Raw genomic sequence first — 15988 nt, 5'->3', positions numbered from 1 at the left:
CGTCGCTCGCCCAGGCGCAGGTTTTTCGTCTCAAGCCCGCACGGGATACAATCAACCGTTCGGGTCTGACCATCGTTTTTGCCGTGCATCCGGCGCGGCCCGGCACCGCGCCGGGACCATCACGGCACCACCTCCTCCCGCGGCGTGGCGCTGAGCTCGGCCCAGTCCAGCTCCTCCTCGAGGCGCAGGTAGGCGTCGTCGCCGATCTCGTCGCGCTCGCGCAAGGACAGGATGGTGGCGCGAGCGGCCTCGACGGCGCGCCTCCGCAGGGCGTCGGCGGGCAGGCTCGCCGGGGCGAGGCCCTCGTCATGGGCCTCGGCCTCGCGGATGCCCGCATCGAATTCCCGCCGCAGGGCCTCGGCATGGGGCGAGCGCTCCTCGGCCAGGCTGTCGCGGGCCGCCCGGTAGGCCGCGGCCCGGGCCCGGCCGACCTCGATCCCGACCGGATCGTCGTCGCCCAGGGAGAACCAGGCCAGCAGCGGGCGCAAGGAGAGGCCCTGGATCACCAGGGTGCCGAGCACGACGCAGAACGCCGTCAGCACCACGAGGTCGCGGTGCGGGAAATCGCCGGGAAGCGCCAGCGCCAGCGCGATGGTGACGACGCCGCGCATGCCGCACCACGCCACCGTCGTGCCGGAGCGCAGCCCGATCGGCGCGGGCCCGATCGGCCCGGCGAGGCGGTGCCAGAGCCGGGCGACCGCCCGGGCGCCGAGCACCCAGGCGAGCCGCACCAGGATCGTGGTGCCGAACACCGCCGCGGCGACGACCGCGGTGTGGCTGCGCTCGGCCGGGCTCAGGCCTTCGAGGATCGGGCCGATCTGCAGGCCGATCAGCACGAAGGCGAGCACGTTGAGCACGAACACCGCCGTCTCCCAGACGGTGTTGGAGGTGACGCGCAGGTGGGCCGGCATGGTCTGGGGCGAGAGCCGCGACACGGTGAGGCCGAAGCTCACCACCGTGAGCACGCCCGAGACCTCGACCCGCTCGGCGGCGAGCCAGAGGCCGAAGGTGGCGACGAATTGCAGCACCACGGCGCTCGGCGGATCGGTGACCCGGCGCATCAGCCGGACATAGAGCCAGGCCAGGACCGGCCCGGCGACGAGCCCGCCGACGACGCCGATCAGGAAGGTCGGGGCGACCTCGGCGGCCGAGAACGATCCCGTCGCCACCGCCCCCAGCGCGAGGCGGTAGATCAGCAGGGACGAGGCGTCGTTGAACAGGCTCTCGCCCTTGAGGATGGTGACGAGGCGGTGGGGCAGCCGGACATGGGCCAGCACCGAGAGCGCCGCCACCGCGTCCGGCGGCGCCACGATGGCGCCGAGCACGATGCAGGCGGCGAGCGGCATGTCGGGCACGAGCCAGCGCGCCACCAGGGCGACCGCCGCCGTGGTCACGCCGACCGCGCCGACGACGAGGCCCGCGACCGGCAGCCAGTTGCGCTTGAGGTCGCGCAGGCTGGTGTCGTAGGCGGCGTCGAGCAGGACCGGGGCGAGGAACAGGGCCAGCGCCAGGTCCGGATCGAGGTCGACACGCGGCACCTGCGGCACGAAGGCGAGCACCACCCCGCCGATGGCGAGGAAGGCCGGGAACGGCGCCCCGAGGCGACGCGCCACCGCGGCGAGCAGGACCGCGACGACGAGCACGCCCGCGATCCATTCGAAGATCAGCATCACCCCTCCGGTTGTCAGAACGGGGCAACGCGCGGGTGCTGGAAGAGGTTGGGAGGCGATCCGTCGCTGGCCGTCGGCCCGGCGCGGTCAGCCCGGCGGCAGCGCCGCCCGCAGTTCGGCGATCTGGCCCGGCCGCAGGATGCGCCCGTCGGCGAGCACGATCCAGACCACCCCGGTCGCGATCCGGCCCGCCTCCGCCACCGCCTCGCGGAGCGTCACGGTCGGGCGCTCGCCGGTCTCGTCGCCCGGCCAGACGACGAGCTGCGCGGGTGTGCTCCAGTCGATGCCGATGCGGTCGCTCATGCCCGCGTCATCGCCGCCCATTGCGGCCGGGCCGGGGCGGATACGTTGCGAAGCGTTGTCAGGAGGGTGACGTCGCGTCGGCCGGGGCCTCGGGACGCTTGAGCAGGGCGCGCTCGTAGGCGACGAGCTCGCGGCCGACCTTCAGGGCGCGGTGGTACTGCTTGGCGGCAAGCTCGTCCTGGATCGCCACGAGGTAGGGCGCGCTGGTCGGCATCGCCTGGAGGAGCGCGTTCGACTGGCGCACCAGGAGGTCGTCGGCCTCCTGCGGATGGTCGGCGAGGTAGATCAGCTGGAGCGTCACGCAGAGCTGCTTGCAGGCGGTGTCGGCCTCGCTCTCGGTGATGATCTCGCTCTCGCGCAGGAACCGGCACGTGTTCTCGATCAGGAGGCTGGTGGCGCGGTCGCCGTTGCGGATCGCCGCGCCGTTGATGATCAGGCGTTCGTTCGGCTTGAGGTTGATGCGCAGGGGCATGGCGGGTCTCGGGAGCGAGTCTTCGGGGGCTTTCGGGTGGTGCGGATCGTCCGCCGCTCGCCTCATCGATCGCGATGTCCGCCTTCACCCGCGGGCCCACGGTCATGGGAGAAAGGCCTATGCTCGGTTCCTTAAGCTTTCATCGTCTGCGCCGGCAATCATCCCCCCGCCCCGCGCTTTCATGAGAGATTAACCATACGGCACGAAGCCGCCCAGCACTCCGGATCACATTAAGATGTGCGCAACGCTCGCCGAGCCAAGCTGGGGCGTCATCAAAAAGATGGCTCTCGCCGATCAATAAGGATCGTCCCCATGTCGTCCAGCATCACCCTGTCGGCCGCGACCCGGCAGAACCTCCTGTCGCTCCAGGACACGGCCAGCCTGCTCTCCACGACGCAGACCCGCCTGTCGACCGGCAAGAAGGTCAACTCGGCCCTCGACAACCCGATCAACTTCTTCACCGCGCAGAACCTGACCTCGCGCGCGGGCGACCTCGGCAACCTGCTCGACGGTCTGTCGAACGGCGTCCAAGCCATCAAGGCGGCCAGCCAGGGTATCACCTCGATCCAGAAGCTCGTCGACTCCGCCAAGTCGGCTGCGAACCAGGCGCTCTCGGACAAGGGCACCACCTCCAATGGTCTCCCCGCCACCGCCGCCGCCGTGAGCAGCAGCAAGAGCTACGGGACTCTCGCTGGAACCACGGACGGCACGCAGGACTTCTCGACCCTCGGCAAGGACGGCTCTCTGGACATCTCGCTCGACGGCGGCAAGACCAAGACCACCATCCGTCTCGACGGCGCAACCCTGGGCAACAACGGCGCGGATGCAACAAAGATCTCTGCGTCCCAGCTGGTCACGGCGATCAACAGCCAGATCTCCAACTCGTCCGCGCTGAAGGGCAAGGTCGCCGCCTCGGTCGGCAGCGACGGTCGTCTTAGCTTCACCACGACCAGCACGGGCGCAACCCAGCAGCTCTCCGTGGCAGGGTCGGCCAGCTCCACGCTCGATCTCGGCTTCGGAAAGGCAGGCACTGCGACCGGCGCGAAGTTCACGGCGGCAAACAACGTGCCTACGCTGGCCTTCACTGCCACTGCAGGTTCGTTCCTCTCTGTCAGCGATGGATTCACGACGACTTCGCTGGCAGTTACTTCGACCAGCCTCAAGTCTGACGGCACCGCCGTCGGTACTGCTCCGAGCAGCGCCGACCTGGCCGACGCCTACAATGTGCAGCTGAAGGCTGCAGGTTCGGCGGTGACGGCTGCCATCAACGGCGGCAAGGTCGAATTCACGTCGCAGGATGTGGGTCCCGGCAGCGCCGTGATCGTGAACATCGCGGCCCCGCCCTCGGGCAGCACGCAGGTCGATGTCGGGTTCGGCGCGACGACGGGCGCGGCCGGCGGTGTCTCCACGGCCGGCACCGGCACGGCGGCCACCGGCCTGTCCTCCGTCGGCTCCGATGCCACGGACGGCTCGGCGAAGGCGATCATCACCGGCTCGACCGCCCTCGCCGCCAGCACCTCTTTCACGGCCCCCGCCAACGCGTCGTTCACGATCCAGCTCGGCTCTGGTCCAGCCAAGACGATCGCGGTGGATGCGACTCAGATTGCAGCTGTCGGCGGTACCGCTGCCACCGCCACCAGGGCCAACATCGTGGATGCGATCAACGCTCAGATCGCGGCGGATACGGGCTTGGCCGGCAACGTCACGGCCAGCCTGGACGCCAACAACAAGCTGGTGCTCAGCTCGACGAAGATCGGGGCGTCACAGCAGATCACCGTGACGCCCGCCCAGGGAACGACGCCCGGCAACAACGTCAACATCGGCTTCGGTGCGCAGACCTCGACCGTCAACGGCACGGCGACCAACACCGCGGTGGCGATCAGCTCGACCGGCAAGGACGCCACCGGCTCGACGAACACCACCCGCCAGACTCTGGCGAAGCAGTTCAACGAGCTCTTGAGCCAGATCACCCAGCAGGCCAAGGACACCAGCTTCAACGGCATCAACCTGATCTACCGCAACACGAGCGACCCGAAGGAGAACACCCTCCACATCACCTTCAACGAGACGGGCTCGTCCAGCATCGACGTCACCGGTGCCGACCTCGATGCGGATGGTCTCGGCCTCAGCAAGGTGACCGGCGGCTTCCAGACGGACGACGAGATCAACGCCGCGCTCAGCAGCATCACCACGGCGACCAGCCAGCTGCGGGCCCAGTCGTCGACCTTCGGTGCGAACCTGACTGTGGTCCAGAACCGCCAGGACTTCTCGAAGAACCTGATCAACATCCTGGGCAGCGGCGCCGCCGACCTGACCAGCGCCGACCTGAACGAGGAAGCGGCGAACTCGCAGGCCCTGTCGACCCGCAACTCGCTGGCGATCTCGGCCCTGTCGCTCGCCAACCAGGCCCAGCAGGGCATCCTGCAGCTCCTGCGCTGATCGGCACGCAGAGCCTTCGTTAAGATTGGCGGCCGGGGCTCACGCTCCGGCCGCTTCCTTTTGCGGGTCAGCCCGCCAGCCCCTCCGGCCGCTTCACCTCGATTTCCACGAAGGCGATCGGGTGGTCGGAACCGTTCTGGACGTCGTGGCGGATGCCGGCCGGGCGGCGATAGGACTGGCCGTGGGCGAGCGGCACCTCGGTGACATTCGTGCCGTCGTGGATGCGCAGGGTGCCTTCGGTGATCATCACCACGAAATAGGGCCAGCCGTGCTCGTGCCAGCCGGTGACGGCGCCGGGCGGGAAATCCCAGCGGGTGATGCGGACCGTGTCGTCGTCGACCTGGACGGTCGGGACCGCGGGAATCGTGCAGGCGAAGGCCATCGGAAACCCCCTCCTAGCGGGCGGATTCGAAGCCGGCGAGGACGGCCGTCAGGTTCTCGCCCAGCAGGTCCGAGAGGTACCCGCCCTCCTGCACCAGCACGGTCGGGAGATTCAGGCGGGCCAAGGCCGCGCCGATGCGGCGGAAGCCGTCCGTGGTGATGGCGAGGCCGGCGAGCGGATCGTGCTCCGAGGCGTCGAGGCCGAGGGCCACCACCAGGGCGGTCGGGGCGAAGGCCCGAACCGTGCGGGTGGCCACGCCCTCCAGCACCGCCAGGTAATCGTCGTCGCCGGTGCCGAGCGGCAGCGGCAGGTTCAGGTTGGCGCCGATCCCCTCCCCTTCCCCGCGCTCGTGGGCATAGCCCCAGACGAAGGGGTAGAAGCCGCGCGGGTCGGCGTGGAGCGAGACGGTGAGGACGGACGGGTCGCGGTAGAAGATCCCCTGCGTGCCGTTGCCGTGATGCACGTCAACGTCGAGCACCGCCACGCGCGCATGCCTCTGGCGCAAGTGGGCGGCCGCGACCGCGCTGTTGTTGAAGTAGCAATGGCCCCCGGCCCGGTCGCGATAGGCGTGGTGGCCGGGCGGGCGGCAGAGCGCATAGGCCGCGTCCTCGCCGTCGAGGACGAGTTGCGCCGCGCTCGCCGCGACGTCGGTCGCGGCGGAGGCTGCCGCATAGGTGCCCGGGCCGATCGGGCAGGCGGTGTCCACGGTATGCCAGCCGAGCCGCCCGACGATATGGGTCGGGTAGGTGGCCGCCTCGCGCACCGGGTGGATGTTGGCGATCATCTCGGGCCCGTGGTCGGGCAGGGCCTCCCAGGCCTCCCAGGCTTCGGCCAGGAAGGCGAGGTAATCGGGGCTGTGCACGCGGGCCCGGGCGCCGGCACCGTGGGCTTGCGGCGCCACCACCGCGTGGTTCCCGGCCTTGAGGCCGGCGAGCAGACGGTCGGCCCGCTCCGGCTGGTCGGCGGCGGGCTTCACCTGGCCGCGCACCAGGAAGAACTTCGGATCGTGGCTGCGATGGTCCTCGGAATGGACGGCCTTCATGGGAACTCCGACGTCAGGGGGTGAGGGTGAGGCTCTGCACCAGTCGGACGACCTCCCGGCGGGCGACGCCGATATGGTGGTCGACATGGGCGACGATCCGCTCCGGGTGGCCGGCCTCGATGGCGGCGAGCACCGGCTCGTGGGTGCGGGCGATCTCTTGCGAATCGTCGTAGAGCCGGCCGATCAGCCCGATCACGATCCGCAATTCCGAGGCCAGCCCGTCGAACAGGCGCAGCAGGCGGGCATTGCCGGCGGCTTCGCAGATCAGCCGATGGAACTGGTAATCGGCCTCGACGATCATCGCCGGGTCGTCGCGCCGGGCCAGCTCCCGCATCACGTCGAGCTGGCGGCGCAAGCCCTCCCGCATCGCCGGCGTCAGGCGGCGTGCCGCCTCGACCGCGGCGTGGCGCTCGACGCAGAGGCGCAGGTCGTAGAGCTCGTCCACGTCCTTGGCCGAGAGCTCGCGCACGAAGAAGCCGCGCCGCGGCGAGGCCTTGAGCAGGCCCTGGCTCTCGAGGAGCCGCGCCGCCTCCCGCACCGGCGCCCGGCTGATGCCGAGCTCGCGGGCAACGGCCGCCTCCGCCACCTTGGCGCCGGGAGGCAGCCGCCCCTGCACGATCGCGTCGGTGAGCCGGCGCGCGACCTGGCGCACGAGATCGCTCTCGGCCAGCACCGGCAATCCGACGGGTGGGGATATCGCGCGCATCGCACCTCCGTGGTCGCAGTGTGCAATGCTTAGGCGTCGATTGTCGACACTTTCAGCTTGATCGCCGGGCCGGGTCGGGCCAGTCTACCCTGGCACCGGATGATGATCCGAACATCCGGCCCTGGATCGGCTGCCGGCGGAGAGTTGTCTTCGCGGGACGGCCTGCTCACGCGAAGATGTGCGGCATATTCGGCTCGGGCCGACACTGCCCGCGAGGAGGTCCGATGGCATCATCTGCTCATTCGTCCGCCGAGGAGAGCGTGCAGCGCGTCCGCGTCGACCTGGCGGCGGCGTATCGGCTGATCCACCGCCTCGGCCTCGACGACAGCATCTACACTCACATCTCGGCCCGCCTGCCGGGGCCGGAGCACCGCTTCCTGATCAATCCCTACGGGTTGCGCTTCGAGGAGGTGAAGGCCGGCAACCTCGTCACCGTCGACCTCGATGGGCGGGTGCTCGACGATCCCTGCGGGCTCGGCATCAACCCGGCGGGCTTCACCATCCACAGCGCGGTCCACGCCGCCCGGGAGGACGCTTCCTGCGTGCTCCACACCCACACGGTGGCGGGCGTCGCCGTCTCCTGCCAGGAAGAGGGGCTGCTGCCGCTCAACCAGTGGTCGATGCAATTCGCCGGCCGCCTCGCCTACCACGACTATGAGGGCATCGCCCTCGACCTCGACGAGCGCCAGCGCCTGGTGGCCGATCTCGGCGACAAGCCGGTGATGGTGCTGCGCAACCACGGCATGCTGACCTGCGGCCGGTCGGTGGCGGAAGCGTTCAAGCTGATGCACAACCTGGAGCGCTCGTGCCGGGCGCAGCTCGCGCTGCAAGCCGCAGGCGCCCCGCTGATCCGCCCGTCAGTGGCGGTGGCCGCGAAGACCGCCGGCCAATACGCCTCGTTCTACGACAAGATGGAGGCGGGCGCGGTGCCCGACACCGAGTGGGCTGCCTTCAAGCGCATGCTGGAGCGCAGCGACCCGGATTACAAAGAGTAGCGCGACGACAGACGCCCGCTGCCGAGTAGCGCGCGGGATTCCCTCTCCAGGCGATGCCGGGCTTGCCCGGTATCGCTGCAAGGTGTGGGAGAGGGGGAGGGGCGATCGAAGATCGCGCAGGGTGGCTCGGGCGCCGAATAAACCGCCAAGCGGTGAGCTGCGCAGCTCGACGGTTCAGGGTCATTGCGCAAACCGAGCCACCCTCACGCGGGATCTTCGATCCCCCGACCCCTCTCCCACTCGGGAGAGGGGAAGAGCGCGCATCTTCAACGCCGCGACGGGGACCAAGAGGGACACAAGATGCTCAAGACGCTCATGGCCGGCACCGTGCTCTCCCTGGCGCTGGCCGGCACGGCCCTGGCCCAGTCACCGAAGCCCGGCGGCACCGCCAATGCGGTGATCCAGCCGGAGCCGCCCGGCCTGATGCTGGCGATGGTGCAGAACGGCCCGACCCAGATGGTGGCCGGCAATATCTACGAGGGCCTGCTGCGCTACGATTCCGCCCTCAAAGCCCTGCCCGGCCTCGCCGAGAGCTGGAGCATGAGCGACGACGGCAAGACCTACACCTTCAAGCTCGTGAAGAACGCCACCTGGCACGACGGCAAGCCGTTCACCGCCGAGGACGCGGTCTTCTCGGTCGAGCTGCTGCGCCAGACCCATGCCCGTGCCCGCGGCAACCTCGCCCGGGTGGCGAGCGTGACGGCGCCGGATCCCTACACCGTGGTGTTCACGCTCTCCGAGCCGTTCGGGCCGTTCCTCGGCATCTTCGAGGTCGGCTCGCTGCCGATGATCCCGAAGCACATCTATGCCGGCACCGACTACAAGACCAACCCGGCCAACAACACGCCGATCGGCACCGGCCCCTATATGTTCAAGGAGTGGAAGAAGGGCTCCTACATCCGGCTGGTGAAGAACCCGAACTACCACATCGCCGGAAAACCCTATCTCGACGAGATCTACTGGCACGTGATCCCGGACGCCGCCGCCCGGGCGGTGGCGTTCGAGACCGGCAAGGTCGACATCCTGCCCGGCGGCTCCGTCGAGAATTTCGACGTGCAGCGCCTCTCGGCGCTCAAGGGCGCCTGCTCGACCACCAAGGGCTGGGAGTTCTTCAGCCCGCATTCCTGGCTCTGGCTCAACAACCGCAAGGGCCCGATGGCCAACAAGGCCTTCCGCCAGGCGGTCTCCTACGCGCTCGACCGGGATTTCGCCCGCGACGTGGTCTGGAACGGGCTGGGCAAGCCGGCCACGGGCCCGTTCTCCTCCACGGTGCGCTACCACGACCCGAAGGCCGGGAAGTATTCCTACGATCCGGCCAAGGCCAAGGCGCTGCTGAAGGAATCCGGCTACAAGGGCGAGACCGTGCGCCTCCTGCCGCTGCCTTACGGCGAGACCTGGCAGCGCTGGGCCGAGGCCGTGAAGCAGAATCTCGAGGATGTCGGCATCAAGGTCGAGCTGGTGGCGACCGACGTCGCCGGCTGGAACCAGAAGACCTCCGAGTGGGACTACGACATCGCCTTCACCTACCTCTACCAATACGGCGACCCCGCCTTGGGGGTCGGGCGCAACTACGTCTCGTCGCAGATCGCCAAGGGCTCGCCGTTCAACAACGTCGAGGGCTATTCCAACCCGAGCGTCGACGAGGCCTTCGCGCAAGGCGCGTCGGCGGTGGGCGACGACAAGCGCCGGCCGATCTACGAGGCGGTGCAGAGGACGCTGGTCGAGGACGCGCCGGTGGCCTGGCTGCTGGAACTGCAATTCCCCACCATCACCCGCTGCAAGGTCCACGACCTCGTCACCACCGGCATCGGGGTCAATGACGGCTTCCGCGATGCCTGGATCGAGCGCTGAGGGCTGACGGCATGCTGGGCTTCGTCGCGCGGCGGATCGCGAAGGGCATCGTGGTGCTCCTCGCCATCGTGGTCCTGAACTTCTTCCTGATCCGCCTCGCCCCCGGCGACCCGGCCCTGGTGATGGCCGGCGAGGCGGGGGCGGGCGACGAGGCCTTCATCGCCCAGCTCCGAGAAAAGTTCGCCCTCGACCAGCCGCTGCCGAGCCAGCTCGCCGCGTATCTTCGCAGCATCGCCGGGCTCGATCTCGGCTATTCGGTGCGCCAGCAGATGCCGGTGGCGACGCTGATCGGCGAGCGGCTGCCGGCGACGTTGCTCCTCACCGGCAGCGCCTTCGCGATCTCGCTCTCGCTCGGCGTGCTGCTCGGCTCGCTGGCGGCGCGCCGGGCCGGGACGCCGGCCGATACGGCGATCACCGGCCTCGCCCTTTTGTTCTACGCCACGCCCCTGTTCTGGGTCTCGCTGATGGCGATCCTGCTGTTCTCGGTCCGGCTCGAATGGCTGCCGAGCTTCGGCTTCGAGACCGTGGGGGCGGGCCATACCGGGCTCGCCCGCGCCCTCGACATCGCCCGCCACCTGGTGCTTCCGGCCATGACCCTCGGGCTGTTCTTCATGGCGGTCTACGTGCGGATGACCCGCTCCTCGATGCTCGAAGTCTCGCGGCTCGACTTCGTGAAGACGGCGCGGGCCAAGGGCCTGACGGAACGGGTGATCCAGCGCCGGCACATCCTGCGCAACGCCCTCCTGCCGGTGGTGACGCTGGCCGGCCTCCAGGCCGGCACCCTGGTCGGCGGCGCGGTGCTCACCGAGACGGTGTTCGCCTGGCCGGGGATCGGGCGCCTGATGTACGAGGCCCTGCTCCAGCGCGACTACAATCTCCTGCTCGGCGTCTTCGTGGTCTCCTCCGCGATGGTGCTGGTCTTCAACCTCGTCACCGACGTGGTCTACCGCGCGGTCGATCCCCGCATCGAGGTGGCGTGATGGACAACGCCGTGCCCCTGGCCGCCCCCGTCCGGTCGCGCCGCCGCGGCCCGCTCGCCGCCTTCCTGCGCCATCCGGGCGCGGTGATCGGGCTGGTGATCCTCACCTGCGTCGTCGCCGCGGCCCTGCTCGCCCCGATCCTCTACCCGACCTCGCCCTGGCGCATGGTGCAAAGACCCTTCGTGCCGCCCTTCACCCTGGAGCGGGTGCCGCTCGGCACCGACGCGCTCGGGCGCGACATCGCCGCCGGGCTGATGCACGGGGCCGGGGTGTCGCTCATCGTCGGCCTGGTCTCGACGCTCGCCGCCCTCCTGATCGGCGTGCCGCTCGGCGCGCTCGCCGGCTATCTCGGCGGCCGGGTCGACGATGCCCTGATGCGCTTCACCGAGCTGTTTCAGACCGTGCCGAGCTTCGCGCTCGCCATCGTGCTGGTGGCGATCCTGCAGCCCTCGCTCTCCTCGATGATCCTCGCCATCGCGCTGGTGAGCTGGCCGCCGGTGACCCGGCTGGTGCGGGGCGAGGTGCTCTCCTTGCGCTCGCGCGAATACGTCCAGGCGGCGATCGTGACGGGGCAGACCACCTTCACCATCCTGCGCCGGGAGGTTCTCCCCAACACCCTGTCGCCGATCGTGGTCCTGGCCTCGCTGATGGTCGCCACCGCGATCCTGCTCGAATCCTCCCTCTCCTTCCTCGGCCTCGGCGATCCGAACCGGATGTCCTGGGGCTACATGGTCGGGGCCGGCCGCACGGTGATCCGGCAGGCCTGGTGGATCACCGCCTTCCCGGGCCTCCTCATCCTGTTCACCGTGCTGGCCCTCAACCTGATCGGCGAGGGGCTGAACGACGCCCTCAACCCGCGCCTGTCCCGGGAGCGCTGAGATGGATGCCGACACGAAGCGGGCCGCCGTCGCGGTCCGCTCCTTGAGCCTCGCCCTGCCGGAGGGCGGCGACCGGGCGAACGCCGTCGACGGCGTGTCCTTCGATCTCGTGGCCGGCGAGATCCTGTGCCTCGTCGGCGAGTCGGGCTCCGGCAAGTCGATGTGCGCCCACGCGCTGATGGGCCTGCTGCCGAAGGCGGTGCGGCCGGTCTCGGGCAGCATCCGCCTCGGCGACACCGACCTGTTAGGCCAGGACGAGGCGGGCTGGCGCGACACCCGCGGCCGGCGGATCGCGATGATCTTCCAGGAGCCGATGACGGCGCTCAACCCGCTGATGCGGATCGGCGACCAGATGGCCGAGATGTTCGAGGCCCATGGCCAGCTGACCCCCAAGGAGCGCCGCGCCCGCGCGGTGGCGCTGGCCGGCGAGGTCGGGCTGCCCAACCCCGAGCAGATCGTCCGCTCCTACCCGCACCAGCTCTCGGGCGGGCAGCGCCAGCGGGCGATGATCGCGATGGCGCTGGCGCTGGAACCGGCCGTGCTGGTGGCCGACGAGCCGACGACCGCCCTCGACGTCACGACCCAGGCCCAGATCCTGAAGCTGATCCGCGACCTCCAGCGCCGCCGCAACATGGCGGTCCTGTTCATCACCCACGATTTCGGCGTGGTGGCGGAGATCGCCGACCGTGTGCTGGTGCTCCGCCACGGGCGCGTGGTGGAGGAAGGCCCGGCGAGCGCCGTGCTCGGCCGGCCCCAGGCGGCCTATACCCGCACCCTGCTCGCCGCCGTGCCGACCATGGACCCGCCGACCCGCCCTCCCCTCTCGGGCCCGAAGGCGGTCGAGGTGGTGGGCCTGCAGAAGACCTACGTCACCGGCGGCGGGCTGTGGCGGGCGCCGCGGCGCACGGCGGCGGCCCGGGACGTCGCCTTCACGCTCCATCGCGGCGAGACGCTCGGCCTCGTCGGGGAATCGGGCTCGGGCAAATCCTCGGTCGCCCGCCTGGTCATGCGGCTGATCGAGCCCGATGCCGGACGCGTGCGCCTCGGCGAGACCGACCTGACCGGGCTCGAGGGCGAGGCCCTGCGCCAGGCCCGCAGCCGGATTCAGATGGTGTTCCAGGACCCCTTCGCCTCGCTCAACCCGCGCCGCAGCGTGGGTAAGATCATCGCCGACGGGCCGGTGGCGCACGGGGTGGCGCCAGCGGAAGCGATGGAGCGGGCGCGCCGCCTCCTCTCGCTCGTCGGCCTCGACGAGAAGGCGCTGGAGCGGTTTCCCCACGAATTCTCCGGAGGCCAGCGCCAGCGCATCGGCATCGCCCGGGCGCTCGCCCTCGAACCCGAGGTGCTGGTGGCCGACGAGGCGGTCTCGGCCCTCGACGTCTCGGTCCAGGCGCAGGTGCTGGCGCTGCTGGAAGACCTGAAAGCCCGCCTCGGCCTGTCGATGCTGTTCATCACCCATGATCTCAGGGTGGCGGCGCAGATCTGCGACCGGATCGCGGTGATGCGCCAGGGCGAGATCGTCGAGCTCAAGACCGCGAGCGCGCTCTTCGCCAACCCCGAGCATCCCTATACCCGCGCGCTTCTCGACGCGGTGCCGGGCCGGCTGCGGCAGGCGGCGTGAAGGGCTGCTGCGAGACCGCGACGGGTCTGACCCCCTCCATCGTCATCCCGGGGCCGCGCAGCGGAACCCGGGATCCATAAACGCCGACTTTGGAGAAGAACGCGGACCGCGTTCAGCTTAGTGTTGCCTCGTCAGCGGTCATGGATCACAGGCTCTCGCCTTTGGCGAGCCCCGGGATGACACCGCAGATGATTGATCCAAGTGCCGGATCGACTTTCCGCATCGAGGATACAGGCCCCGACGATGGACCGCCTTCCCTGCGTGCTCCTGAGCAGCACCACCGACCTGCGCGGATTGTTCGGCGCGGCGCTCAGCCAGATCGCCGACCGGGTCGAGATCCTCGACCATCCGGCGGAGAACCCGGAGCGGGTGCGCCTGGCGCTGGGCTGGCGCCCGCCCGCCGACGCGCTGGCGCGCTATCCCAACCTCGCGGCCCTGTGCTCGATCGCGGCGGGCGTCGACAACCTGCTCGCCTGCCCCGGGCGCCCGCCCGGCCTGCCGGTGGTGCGGGTGGTCGATCCCGACCAGGCGCGGGCGATGTCGGGCTTCGTGCTCTGGCACGTCATCGGCCACCAGCGCCGCTTCGCCGCTTACGCCGAGAACCAGCGCGACCGGGTCTGGCGGCGCCTCTACCCACGGGACGCGAGCGCGGTGCCGGTCGGCCTCCTCGGCTACGGAAAGATCGGACGGCGGGTCGCGGCCGACCTCGCCACCCTCGGCTTTCCGGTGCGGGCCTGGAGCCGCACGCCGCAACCGGCCGATCCCGGGGTCACCCACCATCACGGGACGGACGGGCTGGCCGCCATGCTCGGCGCGAGCGAGGTCCTGGTGAACCTGCTGCCGCTGACGCCGGAGACGCGCGGCATCCTCGACGCCGCGCTCCTCTCGCGCCTCAAGCCCGGCGGCACCCTGATCCAGGTCGGCCGCGGCGAGCATCTGGTCGAGGCCGACCTTCTGGCGGCGCTCGATTCCGGCCACCTCGCGGGTGCGGCTCTCGACGTGTTCGCCGCCGAGCCGTTGCCGCCCGAGCACCCGTTCTGGGACCACCCGGCGATCCGCATCACCCCGCACGAGGCCTGCGAGGCGAGCCCTCAGGCCGTCGCCCGCACCCTGCTCGCCGCGGCCGAAGCGGTGCGGCAGGGAAGGACGCCGCCGGACACGGTCGATGCGGGGCGGGGCTATTGAAGGCACTCGACTCACGGATTGCCAGACTGCTTCCGTTGCGGTAGTTGCGCAACGTGGACCGGGATTGGACCCGGCAGGAGGGCGAGCCATGGAATCGATCCATGCCCGCCCCGTCCTCTGACGGGGCAAAGACGCAAGGAAAGCTGCGCGTGCGGCGGACCGGCGTTCTGACGCGGCGAGGCGGCCTGTCCGCTCGCTGAAGCTCGTCTTCAGGTCGCTCCGGCGACCCCGGAATTCACATTCCCTCATGGGCAATTCGATGATCGCCACGCGCGCCCCCGGCGTTCGCGTGGTTGCCTCCGCCTCGACCTGGATCGAGGGCGAGGCCCTGCGCCAGCTCGACGAAGACCGGCGCACTCCCCGGCATGCGCGAGACCGTCGGCATGCCGGACCTCCACCCCGGCAAGAACGGCCCGGTCGGGGCGGCCTTCCTGTCGGAGGGCCTGATCCGGCCGGTCCTGGTCGGCTCCGATATCGGCTGCGGCATGGCCCTGTGGCAGACCGACCTGTCCTTGCGCCGGGCCGATCCGGAGCGGATTGCGGCGCGGCTCGACGGGCTCGACGCGCCGTGGGACGGCGACGTCGCCGGCTGGCTCCGCGAGCGCGGCGTGTCTCCGACGGCCTACGACGCCTCCCTCGGCACGGTCGGGCACGGCAACCACTTCCTGGAGGTGCAGGCGGTCGCCGAGATCCGCGATCCCGGCGCGGCGGCGCGGATCGGGCTCGACCGGCCCGCCTCGCCCTGCTGGTCCATACCGGCAGCCGGGGATTGGGCGAATCGATCCTGCGCGCCCACACCGAGCGGCACGGAGCCTCCCCGCTCCGGGCCGACACGCCGGAGGGCGACGCCTACCTCGCCGCCCACGACGCGGCCGTGGCCTGGGCCCGGGCCAACCGCGACCTCGTCGCCCACCGGGCGCTCACGGCGCTGGGGGCCGAGGGGCGATGCCTGCTCGATCTCTGCCACAACGGCGTCACGCCGGTGGAGGCGGGCGGCTGCCGCTGCCACCTCCACCGCAAGGGCGCGGCCCCGGCCGATCGCGGGCCCGTGGTCGTGCCGGGCTCGCGGGGCGACGTGAGCGTCCTCGTCGAGCCGGCCCCCGACCGGGCCGACGCGCTCTGGTCGCTCGCCCACGGCGCCGGGCGCAAGCTCGGGCGGCACGAGGCGAAGGCCAAGCTCAAGGGCCGCCTGCGCCGGGAGGACCTGGCCCGCAACCCGTTCGGCGGCGTGGTCGTCTGCGGCGACGAGCGGCTGCTCTGGGAGGAGGCGGCGCCGGCCTACAAGCCGGCGGCCTCCGTCGTCGGCGACCTGGAGGCGGCCGGGCTCGTCCGCACCGTCGCGGTGCTGCATCCGCTGGTCACCTTCAAGTGCTCGCTCGATCCGGACGGCCCGGCCCGGGCCGACAAGCAGGCCCGCCTGCGCGAGCGCCGCACCGCCCGCGCGGCCAAGAACGCCTACGGGGC

The 15988-nt window shown here is 70.6% G+C and carries 14 protein-coding genes and 1 pseudogene; 9 read left to right on the top strand and 6 right to left on the bottom strand.

Annotated features, from left to right (window positions below):
• Positions 1–119: 119 nt before the first annotated feature.
• The 3 genes from VQ03_RS15495 to VQ03_RS15485 form a co-directional block, all read right to left on the bottom strand.
• Entirely contained in the window at positions 120–1670 is a 1551-nt protein-coding gene (locus VQ03_RS15495; protein WP_048451791.1) for a Na+/H+ antiporter, read from the bottom strand.
• A gap of 87 nt (positions 1671–1757) precedes the next feature.
• Positions 1758–1973, bottom strand: coding sequence for a hypothetical protein (locus VQ03_RS15490; protein ID WP_048451790.1), 216 nt, complete (start codon positions 1971–1973; stop codon positions 1758–1760).
• A gap of 58 nt (positions 1974–2031) precedes the next feature.
• Positions 2032–2445: a flagellar biosynthesis repressor FlbT gene (locus tag VQ03_RS15485; RefSeq protein WP_048451789.1), complete on the bottom strand. Its 414-nt coding sequence runs from the start codon at positions 2443–2445 to the stop codon at positions 2032–2034.
• Between the two features lie 312 nt (positions 2446–2757).
• Between VQ03_RS15485 and VQ03_RS15480 the strand changes: the two genes are divergently transcribed.
• Positions 2758–4884 (top strand): flagellin N-terminal helical domain-containing protein, encoded by a 2127-nt coding sequence (locus VQ03_RS15480; RefSeq protein WP_048451788.1) that lies wholly within the window; start codon positions 2758–2760, stop codon positions 4882–4884.
• Between the two features lie 67 nt (positions 4885–4951).
• Here VQ03_RS15480 and VQ03_RS15475 read toward each other — a convergent pair whose 3' ends face one another.
• Genes VQ03_RS15475 through VQ03_RS15465 form a run of 3 tightly spaced genes read right to left on the bottom strand, consistent with a single transcriptional unit; the run spans position 4952 to position 7014 of the window.
• The gene (locus VQ03_RS15475; RefSeq protein ID WP_048451787.1) at positions 4952–5266 is read right to left on the bottom strand and encodes a cupin domain-containing protein; all 315 of its coding nucleotides are present in this window, start codon (positions 5264–5266) and stop codon (positions 4952–4954) included.
• A gap of 13 nt (positions 5267–5279) precedes the next feature.
• Entirely contained in the window at positions 5280–6308 is a 1029-nt protein-coding gene (locus VQ03_RS15470; protein ID WP_048451786.1) for a histone deacetylase family protein, read from the bottom strand.
• A 13-nt stretch (positions 6309–6321) separates the two neighbouring features.
• Positions 6322–7014 carry a GntR family transcriptional regulator gene (locus VQ03_RS15465; protein WP_048451785.1) on the bottom strand — a complete coding sequence of 231 codons (693 nt, stop codon included), beginning with the start codon at positions 7012–7014 and terminating at the stop codon, positions 6322–6324.
• A 224-nt stretch (positions 7015–7238) separates the two neighbouring features.
• On the opposite strand from VQ03_RS15465, the gene VQ03_RS15460 reads away from it, so the two are divergent.
• The 8 genes and pseudogenes from VQ03_RS15460 to VQ03_RS35055 form a co-directional block, all read left to right on the top strand.
• Positions 7239–8009, top strand: a complete 771-nt coding sequence (locus tag VQ03_RS15460) for a class II aldolase/adducin family protein (protein WP_048451784.1) — start codon at positions 7239–7241, stop codon at positions 8007–8009.
• Positions 8010–8309: 300 nt separating this feature from the next.
• Positions 8310–9860: an ABC transporter substrate-binding protein gene (locus VQ03_RS15455; protein WP_048451783.1), complete on the top strand. Its 1551-nt coding sequence runs from the start codon at positions 8310–8312 to the stop codon at positions 9858–9860.
• 11 nt (positions 9861–9871) lie between these two features.
• Positions 9872–10840, top strand: a complete 969-nt coding sequence (locus tag VQ03_RS15450; RefSeq protein ID WP_048451782.1) for an ABC transporter permease — start codon at positions 9872–9874, stop codon at positions 10838–10840.
• Positions 10840–11718: an ABC transporter permease gene (locus VQ03_RS15445; protein ID WP_048451781.1), complete on the top strand. Its 879-nt coding sequence runs from the start codon at positions 10840–10842 to the stop codon at positions 11716–11718. Before VQ03_RS15450 ends, VQ03_RS15445 begins: the two co-directional genes overlap by 1 nt.
• Before the next feature lies 1 nt (position 11719).
• Positions 11720–13339 carry an ABC transporter ATP-binding protein gene (locus tag VQ03_RS15440; RefSeq protein WP_048451780.1) on the top strand — a complete coding sequence of 540 codons (1620 nt, stop codon included), beginning with the start codon at positions 11720–11722 and terminating at the stop codon, positions 13337–13339.
• Between the two features lie 243 nt (positions 13340–13582).
• Entirely contained in the window at positions 13583–14524 is a 942-nt protein-coding gene (locus VQ03_RS15435) for a 2-hydroxyacid dehydrogenase (RefSeq protein WP_048451779.1), read from the top strand.
• Positions 14525–14889: 365 nt separating this feature from the next.
• A pseudogene (locus VQ03_RS35060) lies at positions 14890–15204 on the top strand (RtcB family protein); the annotation flags it as partial.
• Positions 15205–15293: 89 nt separating this feature from the next.
• The coding region (locus VQ03_RS35055) for an RtcB family protein (protein WP_280948495.1) at positions 15294–15988 on the top strand (695 nt) is incomplete at its 3' end.

The sequence above is a fragment of the Methylobacterium tarhaniae genome (assembly GCF_001043955.1).
Taxonomy (GTDB): domain Bacteria; phylum Pseudomonadota; class Alphaproteobacteria; order Rhizobiales; family Beijerinckiaceae; genus Methylobacterium; species Methylobacterium tarhaniae.
The sequence above is the reverse complement of the archived record's forward strand: the minus strand, read 5'-3'. Positions and strand labels throughout refer to the sequence as shown.

Bases quoted from the DNA above. Each gene is read 5' to 3' on its own strand.
- VQ03_RS15495 (WP_048451791.1), bottom strand. From the start codon at position 1,670: ATGCTGATCTTCGAATGGATCGCGGGCGTGCTCGTCGTCGCGGTCCTG.
- VQ03_RS15490 (WP_048451790.1), bottom strand. From the start codon at position 1,973: ATGAGCGACCGCATCGGCATCGACTGGAGCACACCCGCGCAGCTCGTC.
- VQ03_RS15485 (WP_048451789.1), bottom strand. From the start codon at position 2,445: ATGCCCCTGCGCATCAACCTCAAGCCGAACGAACGCCTGATCATCAAC.
- VQ03_RS15480 (WP_048451788.1), top strand. From the start codon at position 2,758: ATGTCGTCCAGCATCACCCTGTCGGCCGCGACCCGGCAGAACCTCCTG.
- VQ03_RS15475 (WP_048451787.1), bottom strand. From the start codon at position 5,266: ATGGCCTTCGCCTGCACGATTCCCGCGGTCCCGACCGTCCAGGTCGAC.
- VQ03_RS15470 (WP_048451786.1), bottom strand. From the start codon at position 6,308: ATGAAGGCCGTCCATTCCGAGGACCATCGCAGCCACGATCCGAAGTTC.
- VQ03_RS15465 (WP_048451785.1), bottom strand. From the start codon at position 7,014: ATGCGCGCGATATCCCCACCCGTCGGATTGCCGGTGCTGGCCGAGAGC.
- VQ03_RS15460 (WP_048451784.1), top strand. From the start codon at position 7,239: ATGGCATCATCTGCTCATTCGTCCGCCGAGGAGAGCGTGCAGCGCGTC.
- VQ03_RS15455 (WP_048451783.1), top strand. From the start codon at position 8,310: ATGCTCAAGACGCTCATGGCCGGCACCGTGCTCTCCCTGGCGCTGGCC.
- VQ03_RS15450 (WP_048451782.1), top strand. From the start codon at position 9,872: ATGCTGGGCTTCGTCGCGCGGCGGATCGCGAAGGGCATCGTGGTGCTC.
- VQ03_RS15445 (WP_048451781.1), top strand. From the start codon at position 10,840: ATGGACAACGCCGTGCCCCTGGCCGCCCCCGTCCGGTCGCGCCGCCGC.
- VQ03_RS15440 (WP_048451780.1), top strand. From the start codon at position 11,720: ATGGATGCCGACACGAAGCGGGCCGCCGTCGCGGTCCGCTCCTTGAGC.
- VQ03_RS15435 (WP_048451779.1), top strand. From the start codon at position 13,583: ATGGACCGCCTTCCCTGCGTGCTCCTGAGCAGCACCACCGACCTGCGC.